The organism is Phyllobacterium sp. OV277 (genome assembly GCF_900104355.1).
Taxonomy (GTDB): domain Bacteria; phylum Pseudomonadota; class Alphaproteobacteria; order Rhizobiales; family Rhizobiaceae; genus Phyllobacterium.
The window spans coordinates 43179-55157 of the sequence record NZ_FNIY01000009.1; the positions used below are offsets into that span (position 1 = coordinate 43179).

Sequence of the window (11979 nt, forward strand, 5' to 3'; positions counted from 1 at the left end):
TGATAATGGCGGCAGCCTAACGATTGGCATTGGTGCGTAAACTGCTCGGCGTCTTGCCTTCGAAGATGCGAAATGTCCGGGCGAAGGCGGCGGCGGATGAAAACCCTGTGCGTGCAGCGATGTCCGCAAGCGGTGTTTTTGTGTCTGTGATCAGCCGCCGCGCGATCTTTAGGCGCAGGCGCAGATAGTAGCGGCCGGGACCTTCCCCGACGGCTTTTGCAAATATCTTTTCAAGACTGCGGGCGCTGAGACCGCAACGTTTGGCAATGGCCCCGATGGTCAGCGGCGCATCGAGATGCCCCTCCATCAGCCGGATTGCGGTGGCGAGTTTCGGATGCACATCGTCAAGCCGCCCCAGCGAAACAAGTGGCTGGGCGTCATTGGAGGCATGGGCCTCGTCATAGATGAAGACGCTCGCCACATCGAGCGCCACGGACATGCCGCAGCGCGAACGGATGAGATGCAGCATCAGATCAAAGGTTGGCGATGCGCCGCCGGTGGTGAAGACAGGACCATCAATGACATAACGATCCGGTCGCACATCGGTTTCAGGAAATTCGGCGGTGAACTCCTCCATGTCTTCCCAGTGAGTTGTAGCCCGGCGTCCCCTGAGCAATCCTGCCCGGCCAAGTAGCCATGACCCCGCTTCGATGCCGCCGATCATCTGGTAGCAGTGCGTGGCGCGGCGCAGGCTGGCGGTAAAGGTCGTGCGCGAAATATCCGATGTGCCGAAGCCGCCGATCATCAGCAGCATGTCGGCTTTGTCACAAGGATCGAAGGCACCGGAGACCGCAATCGGCAGACCGCAGGTGGTGATAGCAGGGTTTCCATCCAGAGAAACGATCTGCCATTTGAACAGGTTGCTGCTCGAGACGCGATTGGCCGCACGCATGGGATCAATGGTGGATGCCACGCACATCAGTGATGCACCGCTGAAGACAAGAACCGTCACTTCGAGCGTTTGGGTGTTGGGCAAAAAGAGTGGCGACGATTCGCTATTCATCAAATCAAATTCGTATATTGCAAAGCATTGGTTTGCAACAGCTGCATGATTTGCCCAACGAAAAAATGGGAGCAAAGCAATGGGACTCACCCCCAATCGCGACGTATTCATTACCTGTGCCGTAACCGGCTCCGGTGACACGACAGGCCGGTCCGACAAGGTTCCGGTCACCCCGCGCCAGATCGCCGATGAGTGCATTTCCGCCGCTAATGCGGGAGCGGCTATCGCTCACATCCATGTGCGTGATCCGAAAACGGGCAAAGGCTCACGCGACATTGCGCTGTATACGGAAGTGGTCGAGTTGATCAAAGCGTCTGGTGTCGACATGGTGCTGAACCTCACCGCCGGTATGGGCGGCGACCTGACGCTTGGCTCGACCGAACAGCCCATGCCGCCCTCGCCTGATGGTACGGATATGGTTGGAGCAACGGAGCGTCTCGTGCACGTGGCAAAGCTGCGTCCGGAAATTTGCACGCTCGATTGCGGCACGATGAATTTCGGCGAAGGCGATTACGTCATGACCAATACGCCTGCCATGTTGAAAGACATGGCAGCGCAGATCAAGGCGCTCGGCGTGCGCCCGGAAGTTGAAATTTTCGACACCGGTCATTTGCTACTCGCCAAATGGCTCTATGACCAGAAATTGCTGGAAGATCCTGTGATGGTGCAGCTTTGCATGGGCATTCCATGGGGTGCACCTGACGATATCAACACGCTGTTGGCACTCACCAACAATTTGCCATCCAACTGGACATTTTCGGCCTTCTCCATTGGTCGCAACCAGATGCCCTATGCGGCCATGGCGATGCTGGCTGGCGGCAATATCCGCGTTGGCCTTGAAGACAATATCTGGCTCGACAAGGGCGTTCTTGCCACCAACGGCCAACTGGTCGAACGGGCGGTGAAGGTTGCCGAAAGCATTGGCGCGAAAATCCTTGGACCTGACGAGGTTCGCGCCCGCATGAAACTGACAAAGGGCTGGTGACATCATGACGACAATTCGCAAAGCGGCAGCCGTCGGCGGCGGTGTTATCGGCGCGGGCTGGGTCGCCCGCCTCATTCTCAACGGCATCGATGTTTCGATCTTCGATCCTGACCCGGAAGCAGAACGCAAAGTCAGCGAGGTGATGAAAAACTCACGGCGCGCCTACAAGACCATGGTTCCTGATGGCCTGCCGAAAGAAGGCAAGCTGACTTTTGCCAAGACCATTGCCGAAGCTGTCGCCGGTGCCAATTTCATTCAGGAAAGCGTGCCGGAACGGCTTGATCTGAAACACAAGGTGCTGGCGGAAATCGACAAACATGCGGCTGTCGACGCGATTATCGGTTCGTCCACATCAGGCATTTTGCCATCGGATATGCAGACATCGATGCAGCATCCGGAGCGTCTTGTCGTCGGCCATCCTTATAATCCGGTTTATCTGCTTCCCCTCGTGGAAATCGTCGGCGGTAAGCTGACCTCCCCGGAAGCCATCGAAACGGCCCGCGAACTCTATGCCTCCATCGGCATGAAGCCGGTGGTCATCCGCAAGGAAATCGAAGCCTTTGTTGGCGACCGCCTGCTGGAGGCCGTCTGGCGCGAAGCGCTGTGGTTGATCAAGGATGATATTACCACCGTCGAGGAACTCGACGATATCATGCGTTATTCCTTTGGTATCCGCTGGGCGCAGATGGGTATGTTCCAGGTCTATCGTGTGGCGGGCGGCGAAGCGGGCATGCGCCACTTCATGGCCCAGTTTGGCCCCTGCCTCTCATGGCCGTGGACCAAGCTGATGGACGTGCCTGAGCTGACAGACGAGCTGGTCGACAAGATCGCCACCCAGTCGGATGAACAGGCGCATGGTCTTTCGATCCGCGAACTCGAGCGCATCCGCGACGACAATCTGGTTGCCATCATGGATGCCCTCTCCCGCCAGAACAAAGGCAAGGGCTGGGGCGCCGGGGCACTCTACAAGGATTACACAAAACAATTGTCCAAACTGGCAAAGAAGCCTGCCATTTCAAAAGCTGCCGAAAAAGCCAAATCCACCAAACCGAAGAAGAAGGTTTAGAACCATGGATTTCGGTCTTTCGGAGGAGCAAAGGCTGATTGTCGAGACAACCCGCGCCTTTGTCGAAAACGAGCTTTATCCGCACGAAGCGGAAGTCGAGCGCACGGGTGTCCTGCGCAAGGAACTGGCTGATGAGCTGAAGCAAAAGGCGATTGCCGCGGGTCTTTATGCGGCGAATATGCCTGAAAGCGTTGGCGGTGCCGGTCTCGATACGGTGACATGGCTGCTCTATGAAAAGGAGCTTGGCCGCGCCAATTATGCGTTGCACTGGTCCTGTGTCGGACGCCCATCGAACATTCTGCTCGCTGGCACAGACGCCCAGAAGGAAAAATACCTTTATCCCTGCATTCGCGGCGAAAAGTCCGATTGTCTGGCCATGACCGAACCCGGTGCGGGTTCGGATTTGCGCGGCATGAAGGCAACAGCCGTGGAAAAAGGCGGAGACTGGATCGTCAACGGTACGAAACATTTCATCAGCCATGCGCTGGAAGCGGATTTTGTCATCCTCTTCGTGGCTTCAGGTGAAGAAGACACGCCGCGCGGCAAGAAGAAAAAGATCACTGCCTTCTTCGTCGACAAGGATCATCCGGGGATGACCATCCGCGAGGGTTATCGCAACGTCTCGCACCGGGGCTATACCAATGCGATCATCGAGTTCGACGATTGCCGCCTGCCCGCCGATGCCATCCTTGGCGAAGTGCATAAAGGCTTTGACGTCGCCAATACATGGCTCGGTGCCACACGGCTGCAGGTTGCGGCCACTTGCCTTGGCCGGGCGGAACGCGCGCTTGGCCACGCCATCCAATATGCGGCGCAGCGGGTGCAGTTTGGCCAGCAGATCGGCAAATTCCAGGGCGTTTCGTTCAAGCTCGCCGATATGGCAACGGAACTGAAGGCTGCTGATCTGCTGACTTTCGAAGCCGGATGGAAATTCGATCAGGGCACTGTGACCGATCAGGACATGGCCATGGCCAAGCTGAAAGCCACGGAGGTGCTTGCCTTCGTTGCCGATGAAGCCATCCAGATTCACGGCGGCATGGGACTGATGGACGACCTGCCACTTGAACGCATCTGGCGCGATGCCCGCGTGGAGCGGATTTGGGAAGGCACATCGGAAATCCAGCGCCACATCATTTCCCGCGCTTTGCTTCGTCCGCATGGAGCATGAGCGGTTTATGAGGTCAGGTTTCGCCATCATCACCCCCCTCTGTCCTGTCGGACATCTCCCCCACAAGGGGGGAGATCACATTGGCATGAACGCCTTTGCACAACCGGAAACGTTTCAAATTGTGCAAAGGCAGTATTGTAGGCTGATCTCCCCCCTTGTGGGGGAGATGCCTGACAAGGCAGAGGGGGGTGGTCACTAGTGCCAAAACTCGACCGTCTGCTTCGACCCAAAACCATTGCAGTCTTCGGCGGTCTTCAGGCGGCCGAAGTCATCAAGCAATCGCAGAAAATGGGATTCTCAGGCGAGATATGGCCTGTCCACCCCAAGCATGATGAAATACTCGGCCTCAAAGCCTATCGCTCCGTCGCCGACCTTCCCGGCAGCCCGGATGCGGCGTTTGTTGGCGTCAACCGGTTTCTTACCATCGATATTGTCAGGCAATTGCGTGAACGCGGTGCGGGTGTTGCCGTATGCTATGCCTCGGGTTTTCTGGAAGCTGGCGCCGATGATGCGGATGGTGCGCGGCTGCAGGATGAGCTGATTGAGGCAGCGGGCGATATGCCGATCATCGGGCCAAACTGTTATGGCCTGATCAATTATTGCGATGGTGCCCTGCTCTGGCCCGACCAGCATGGCGGACGCAGACTTGCCGCTGATGAGCGCGGTGTTGCCATCATCACCCAGTCGTCCAATATCGCCATCAACATGACCATGCAGACGCGCGGATTGCCAATTGCCCATGTGATGACGGCAGGCAATCAGGCGCAAACAGGCCTGCCCGATATGGCTATTGCCCTGCTTGAGGATGAGCGGGTCACAGCGCTCGGTCTCCACATCGAAGCGTTTCAATCAGCGGCAAAATTCGAGGCACTGGCAAAACGCGCGCGGGAACTAAACAAACCCATCGTTGCCATGAAGGTTGGTCGCTCGGCGCAGGCCCGCGCGGCAACCGTTTCGCACACGGCCTCGCTGGCTGGATCGGATGCGGCGTCGGATGCATTTTTGACGCGCCTCGGCATTGCCCGGGTCAATTCCATCGCCTCTTTCCTTGAAACGCTGAAGCTTCTGCATGTGCATAAACAGCTTGATGGCAATACGCTTTCGTCCATGAGTTGTTCCGGCGGCGAAGCCTCTGTCATGGCCGACAGTGCCGAAGGCCGCGCGGTTCACTTTCCAGTCCTCACACCCGAACACCGGGCCAAAGTAAAATCCACGTTGGGGCCGCTGGTCGCCGTGGCCAATCCGCTCGATTACCACACCTTTATCTGGAACAATGAACCGGCACTCACCGAGACCTTTACAGCCATGGTATCAGGGGGCTTCGCGCTCAATTGCCTTGTGCTTGACTTTCCCCGCAAAGACCGCTGTTCCGATGTGGATTGGTGGGCAACCGTGCGGGGTTTTGAGGCTGCTCTTAAAACCAATAATGCCAAGGGCGCCATTGTCGCGTCCCTGCCGGAAAACATACCCGAGGAATATATTGCCGGGTTGATGGCGAGAGGTATTGCGCCACTCTGCGGGATCACCGAGGCGTTTGATGCTGCTGAGGCTGCCGCGTTTATTGGTCAGGCATGGAAAACACCATTGCCTCAGCCCGTTGTTTCTCCCGAAGAAATCCATGCGGAAAATCTGACGCCCGACGAAGCGGAAGCAAAAGCCCTCCTTAGAATGCGGGGGCTACCCGTGCCTTTGGGCCAACGTTGCCAAAGCGTCGAAGAAGCGGTTGCAGCGGCGGAAAGATTGACCTTTCCGGTCGCGCTCAAGGCACTTGGCGTTGCGCACAAATCCGAGCTTAATGCTGTCAGGCTCAATCTGCGGGATGAACAATCCGTGCGCGTTGCTGCCACTGACTTGATTGGCATTGGCAGTGGGCTTTATGTCGAACGCATGGTGACCGACGCCGTTGCCGAACTCATTGTCGGCATTGTTGATGATCTGCAATTCGGACCGCTGATGACGCTTGGTACCGGCGGTGTGCTGGTTGAACTTTTGAAAGACAGCGTGACATTGCTCCTGCCATCCAGCCGGGCGGAGACCGAAGCCGCCCTGCGCTCGCTGCGTATGTTTCCGCTGCTTGACGGCTATCGTGGCAAACCGAAAGCCGATCTTGATGCGGCTTTGGATGCCATTCTTGGCATTGCCGATTTTGCGGTGAAGAATGCCGGCAGGATCGTTGAACTCGATATCAATCCGCTGCTTGTCTGCCGCAGCGGTCAGGGCGCATGGATAGCCGATGCGCTGCTTGTAACCAGGGGAGAGTTGCATGAGTGATGTGATCAGAACGCGCCGCGAAGGCGGTATTCTCGAAGTCACGCTGGATCGTCCGAAGGCCAATGCCATCGATCTCAAGACCAGCCGCCTGCTAGGAGAAACGTTCCAGAATTTCCGCGACGATCCTGAATTGCGCGTGGCGATTGTCCAGACCGAAGGCGACAAATTCTTCTCCGCTGGCTGGGATCTGAAGGCAGCCGCAAGCGGCGATGCCGTGGATGGTGATTATGGGGTCGGTGGCTTTGGCGGATTGCAGGAGCTGCGCGACCTCAATAAGCCTGTCATCGCCGCCGTCAACGGCATGGCGGTGGGCGGCGGGTTTGAACTCGCCCTCTCCTGCGATCTTATCTTTGCCTCCGACCATTCCAGTTTTGCCCTGCCTGAGATTCGCGCAGGTACGCTTGCTGATGCCGCCACGGTAAAATTGCCCAAGCGCATTCCCTATCACGTCGCCATGGACCTGCTTTTCACCGGACGATGGATGGATGTTGCGGAGGCGCATCGCTGGGGTCTCGTCAACGAGGTTCTGCCAAAAGACAAGCTGATGGAGCGCGTCTGGGAGATCGCGCGTCTGCTCGAAAGCGGCCCGCCACTGGTGTTTGCCGCCATCAAGGAAGTGGCGCGTGAAGCGGAGGATATGAGTTTTCAGGACGCCATGAGCCGGATCACCAAGCGCAAATTCCGCACGGTCGATGTGCTTTATGCCTCGGAAGACGGTCAGGAAGGTTTTAAAGCCTTTGCCGAAAAACGCGATCCCGTATGGAAAGGCAAATGAGCACGGATTATTCGGTTCTGATCGACGCGGAAACCTGGGCTTTCATCGAGCGGACCAACAGCTTTTATCCGCCCGATGCGGTTGAATATACCGTCGCACAGCAACGCGAGGTTTATAACCGGATGTGCCGGGGGTTTTTCGTCGGCTATCCCCAGAGCGTTTCATCCGCTGATCGCTTCGTTGATGCTGATAGCAGGAAAATCCCTGTCCGTATCTATGACAAAGAGAACACCACACCCGAAGCCATCTGCCTGTATTTTCATGGCGGTGGCTTTGTCGTCGGTGGTCTCGACAGCCATGATGATGTCTGTGCCGAGATTTGTGACGCCGCCGGCTTTCGCGTTATCTCAGTCGATTATCGCCTTGCGCCCGAGCACGTACATCCCGCATCGTTCGAGGATTGCCTTGCGGTATTCGAGCATGTGGCGGCAACGTCTGCTCTGCCCATCGTGCTGTGCGGCGACAGCGCTGGCGGCAATCTGGTTGCTGCGGTTTCGCATTATGTGCGCCACAGTGATCGCGCGCCAATTGGTCAGGTGATGATCTATCCCGGATTGGGCGGTGCGCAGAACGAGGGTTCGTATGTCACCCATGCGGAAGCACCTATGCTGACCACACGCGATACGGTCTACTACGCCAAGGTCAGAAGCGGCGATCACGACTGGTCAAAAGACCCGCGTTTTGCCCCGCTCGCTGACACCGACTTTTCCAACCTGCCCGATACGATTGTAATCTCTGCCGAGTGTGATCCGCTTTCGGATGATGGCAGGCACTATTGCGAGCGGATTTCAGCTGATGGCGGCAAGGCGATCTGGAACAATGAGCCCGGTCTGGTGCACGGCTATCTGCGTGCCCGCCACAGCGTCGAACGCGCCCGCTCCAGCTTCCGCCGGATATGCACTGCGGTGCATTTGCTGGGCCAAGGCCGCTGGCCGGGTCAGCTTTGAATTGGATATCGTGAGTGGTCGATGGTGTGGTGAGTGGTGCGTGGTTCGATATAACAACCATGGGGGAGAGTGAGGATGCAACGCTAATCGCAATATCGTTGCAAAATATGGTTCCCCGCGCCCCCATTTTCGTCATCCTCGGGCTTGACCCGAGGACCCACGGTTAAGGAAATTAGACGAATCTGGATACTTGGCGCTTTTAAATTGTGGGTCCTCGGGTCAAGCCCGAGGATGACGGAGAGATGGGTGGGTTAGAGGGAGCTATATTCTGCAACGGTTGTGATCTCCCCAAACCAAATGAAAGCGGACCCTAATTCCCCGCACTCGCCATGCGACGGTTTTTCACCGCCCCTTCCAGCCAGCCCAGTTCCATCTCAGGAACCGATGACAGAAGCAGGTCCGTATAGGCATCGAACGGCGGCGTCAGTACCTGCGATTTTGGCCCATAGCGCACCACCTCGCCGCGATACATGACAGCAATGGCATCGGCGATGGATTTGACCGTGGCAAGATCGTGGGTGATGAAGAGATAGGCCACATGTTCATCCGCCTGCAGATCAAGCAGAAGTTTCAAAATGCCATCGGCCACGAGCGGATCGAGCGCACTTGTTACCTCGTCGCAGATGATCAGTTTCGGCTTGGCGGCCAGCGCGCGAGCAATACAGACGCGCTGTTTTTGCCCGCCTGAGAGTTCGGCGGGATAGCGGTCGACAAAGCCCTTGCCCATTTCGATCTTGTCGAGCAGTTCGGCAATGCGCTTGTCCCGTTCCTTGCCGCGCATGCCGAAATAGAATTCGAGCGGACGGCCGATAATGGTCCCTATGGTCTGGCGCGGGTTCATCGCCACATCCGCCATCTGGTAGATCATCTGCAATTCGCGCAGATCATTGCGGGTGCGATTGGCGAGACGTGGTGAAAGCGTGCGCCCGTCAAAGGTGATCGTGCCTTCCATCGGCGGGAGAAGGCCGGTGATCGCGCGTGCGAGTGTCGATTTGCCTGAGCCGGATTCGCCGACAACAGCGAGTGTCTGGCCGAGATGCAGATCCACCGAGACATTTTTCAGAACTTTGACTAGCCCGCCGCCATAGGCCGCCGTGACGTTCTTCACCGACAGAATGGGCGTGCCATCGGTTGTCTTTTCCTGATGCGGGATGTGATGCACCGAAACCAGCTGGCGCGTATATTCCTGGTGCGGTTCCTTGATGATCTGGCGCGTATCGCCATATTCCACCATCTTGCCGTGGCGCAGTACCATGATGTCATCGGCAACCTGTGCCACAACCGCAAGGTCGTGGGTGATATAAAGCGCGGCGACGTTCGTGTCGTGAATGGCATCCTTGATCGAAGCAAGCACATCAATCTGGGTGGTCACATCAAGCGCCGTCGTTGGCTCGTCAAAGACAATCAGATCCGGTTCGGAACACAGTGCCATGGCAGTCATCGCGCGTTGCAACTGCCCGCCTGATACCTGATGCGGAAAGCGCTGACCAAAAGTCTCAGGATTTGGCAGGCCCAGCTTTTTAAACAGGCCGATAGCGCGTTTTTCCGCTTCGGCGCGCGTGGTGATCCTGTGCTGAAGCGCCGCTTCAATCACCTGATCCATCAGTTTGCGTGCCGGATTGAAAGCCGCTGCTGCCGACTGCGCGACATAGCAGACTTCGCGGCCACGGATTTGCCGCAGCGTCTTTGCGCCACCTTTGAGGATATCGCGGCCATTGAGCAGCACTTCGCCGCCAGTGATACGGACACCACCGCGGCCATAGCCCATGCCGGAAAGACCGATGGTGGACTTCCCTGCTCCAGATTCGCCGATCAAGCCCAGAACCTTGCCGCGCTCAACCTTCACCGAGATATCGTCGACAATCACAACATTGCATGGCGGTTCGCCGGGCGGATAACTGGTGGCTTCAATTCTCAGATTGCGGATATCGAGAAGAAGGCCAGATTTGTCCTTTGCAGGTGCTTTAGCCATTGCCGCGACCTCCCTTCAAGCTGGTGGTTCGGTTGAGTATCCAGTCCGCAACCAGATTGACGGAGATCGACAAGACAGCGATAGCGGCAGCCGGAATAAGCGCTGCGGGAATGCCGAAAACAATACCTTCCTTGTTTTCCTTGACCATACCGCCCCAATCCGCATCCGGCGGTTGAACACCAAGACCGAGGAACGACAGCGCTGATAGAAACAGCACAGCGAAGATGAAACGCAGGCCAAGTTCAGCAATCAGCGGCGTCAGCGCATTCGGCAGTATCTCGCGAAAAATGATCCAGATACGCCCCTCGCCGCGCAGCTTTGCCGCCTCGACGAAATCCATGACGTTGATATCGACAGCCACCGCCCGCGCCAGCCGGTAAACACGGGTGGCATCAAGAAGCCCCATAACGAAGATCAGCGTTGTGATATTGGCGGGCAGAACCGAGAGCACGACAAGCGCAAAGATCAGGGTGGGGATCGCCATGATCAGATCGACAAAGCGCGACATGAGCTGATCGAACCAGCCTCCGATAACCGCAGCAGCAAAGCCCAGCACCGATCCGAGAATGAACGACAGGGCCGTTGCCATGGCAGCAATGAAGATGGTGATACGCGCGCCGTAGATCATGCGCGAAAGCAGATCGCGGCCAAGATTATCCGTACCGAGCCAGTATTTGGCCGACATGGGTTCCCAGACGTCGCCGACGGTTTCGCCGACGGAATATGGAGCAACCCATGGTGCGAAAATCGCCGCGAAGAGAAAGATGGCCGTGATGATCAGACCGATCCAGGCGCTGATGGGAATGTTTTTAACGTTCAACATGGCGCGGCCTCACTTGGGGTGTCTGAGGCGGGGATTGGAAACAATCGCCACGATGTCAGCAATAATATTGAGGGTGATATAGACAGCCGCGAAAACCAGTCCGCACGCCTGAACGACGGGAACATCGCGCTTGGCCACATGATCAACCAGATACTGCCCCATGCCGGGATAGACGAAGATAACTTCGACCACGACCACACCGACAACAAGGAATGCCAGATTGAGCATCACCACATTGACGATTGGCGCAATGGCGTTGGGAAAGGCATGGCGGGTGATGATCTGAAGCGGCGTCAGCCCTTTCAGCTCCGCCGTCTCAATATAGGCTGATTGCATGACATTGAGGATGGCAGCTCTGGTCATGCGCATCATATGCGCCAGAACCACCAGTGTCAGAACCGTGACCGGCAGGGCAATGGCGCTCAGCCGTTCGCCGAGCGGCATGCCGTCATAGACGGTGGAAACGCTCGGGAACCATTGCAGACGCACGGCAACAAAATAGATCAGCAGATAGCCGGTAAAAAATTCCGGCAGCGAGGTGGAGGCAAGGCCGAGGCCGGAAATGAGCTTGTCCACCCAGCCATTGCGATAGCGCACGGCCAGAAGGCCAAGCGCGATTGCCAAGGGGATCGAGACAACGGCCGCCCAGAAAGCGAGGAACAGCGTGTTCCATAACCGCCCTTTGAGCGACGTCGCAATGTCCTGTCCACTGGATAGCGCCGTACCGAGATCGCCGGTTAATATGCCGCCAAGCCAATGCAGGTAGCGGATATAGGCCGGATCATTCAGCCCCATGTCACGCCGCAGGTTTGCCAAAGCCTCCGGCGTGGCCGACTGGCCGAGAATGGATTGCGCCACATCTCCCGGCAGTATCTGGGTGCCTGCAAAAATCAGCACCGAGACTGCCAGAAGAAGAAGAAGGCCCATGACTATGCGTTGGGCCACCAGTTTGAGGACAGGACCACTCAT

10 protein-coding genes are annotated in these 11979 nt (G+C 57.1%); 6 read left to right on the forward strand and 4 right to left on the reverse strand.

The window, feature by feature from the left end; all coding sequences use genetic code 11:
• Positions 1-16: 16 nt before the first annotated feature.
• Positions 17-1003, reverse strand: a complete 987-nt coding sequence (locus tag BLU05_RS21420) for a GlxA family transcriptional regulator (RefSeq protein WP_091884860.1) — start codon at positions 1001-1003, stop codon at positions 17-19.
• Positions 1004-1082: 79 nt separating this feature from the next.
• On the opposite strand from BLU05_RS21420, the gene BLU05_RS21425 reads away from it, so the two are divergent.
• The 6 genes from BLU05_RS21425 (at position 1083) to BLU05_RS21455 (ending at position 8215) form a co-directional block, all read left to right on the forward strand.
• Positions 1083-1988: a beta-keto acid cleavage family enzyme gene (locus BLU05_RS21425; RefSeq protein ID WP_091884608.1), complete on the forward strand. Its 906-nt coding sequence runs from the start codon at positions 1083-1085 to the stop codon at positions 1986-1988.
• Positions 1989-1992: 4 nt separating this feature from the next.
• Positions 1993-3054 carry a carnitine 3-dehydrogenase gene (locus BLU05_RS21430; RefSeq protein WP_091884611.1) on the forward strand — a complete coding sequence of 354 codons (1062 nt, stop codon included), beginning with the start codon at positions 1993-1995 and terminating at the stop codon, positions 3052-3054.
• A 4-nt stretch (positions 3055-3058) separates the two neighbouring features.
• Positions 3059-4222, forward strand: a complete 1164-nt coding sequence (locus BLU05_RS21435; RefSeq protein WP_091884614.1) for an acyl-CoA dehydrogenase family protein — start codon at positions 3059-3061, stop codon at positions 4220-4222.
• Positions 4223-4420: 198 nt separating this feature from the next.
• A complete protein-coding gene (locus BLU05_RS21445; RefSeq protein WP_091884619.1) occupies positions 4421-6493 on the forward strand; it encodes an acetate--CoA ligase family protein in 2073 nt (690 codons plus the stop codon).
• Positions 6486-7268 carry a carnitinyl-CoA dehydratase gene (locus tag BLU05_RS21450; RefSeq protein WP_091884622.1) on the forward strand — a complete coding sequence of 261 codons (783 nt, stop codon included), beginning with the start codon at positions 6486-6488 and terminating at the stop codon, positions 7266-7268. The genes BLU05_RS21445 and BLU05_RS21450 overlap by 8 nt, the downstream gene beginning before the upstream one ends.
• Entirely contained in the window at positions 7265-8215 is a 951-nt protein-coding gene (locus BLU05_RS21455; protein WP_091884624.1) for an alpha/beta hydrolase, read from the forward strand. Before BLU05_RS21450 ends, BLU05_RS21455 begins: the two co-directional genes overlap by 4 nt.
• A 310-nt stretch (positions 8216-8525) precedes the next feature.
• On the opposite strand, the gene BLU05_RS21460 is transcribed toward BLU05_RS21455, so the two are convergent.
• From BLU05_RS21460 to BLU05_RS21470, 3 genes are read right to left on the reverse strand one after another with little or no spacing between them, the layout of a single operon-like run.
• Positions 8526-10187 (reverse strand): ABC transporter ATP-binding protein, encoded by a 1662-nt coding sequence (locus tag BLU05_RS21460; protein ID WP_091884626.1) that lies wholly within the window; start codon positions 10185-10187, stop codon positions 8526-8528.
• Positions 10180-11010: an ABC transporter permease gene (locus tag BLU05_RS21465; RefSeq protein WP_091884628.1), complete on the reverse strand. Its 831-nt coding sequence runs from the start codon at positions 11008-11010 to the stop codon at positions 10180-10182. Before BLU05_RS21465 ends, BLU05_RS21460 begins: the two co-directional genes overlap by 8 nt.
• A 9-nt stretch (positions 11011-11019) precedes the next feature.
• The gene (locus BLU05_RS21470) at positions 11020-11979 is read right to left on the reverse strand and encodes an ABC transporter permease (RefSeq protein WP_091884631.1); all 960 of its coding nucleotides are present in this window, start codon (positions 11977-11979) and stop codon (positions 11020-11022) included.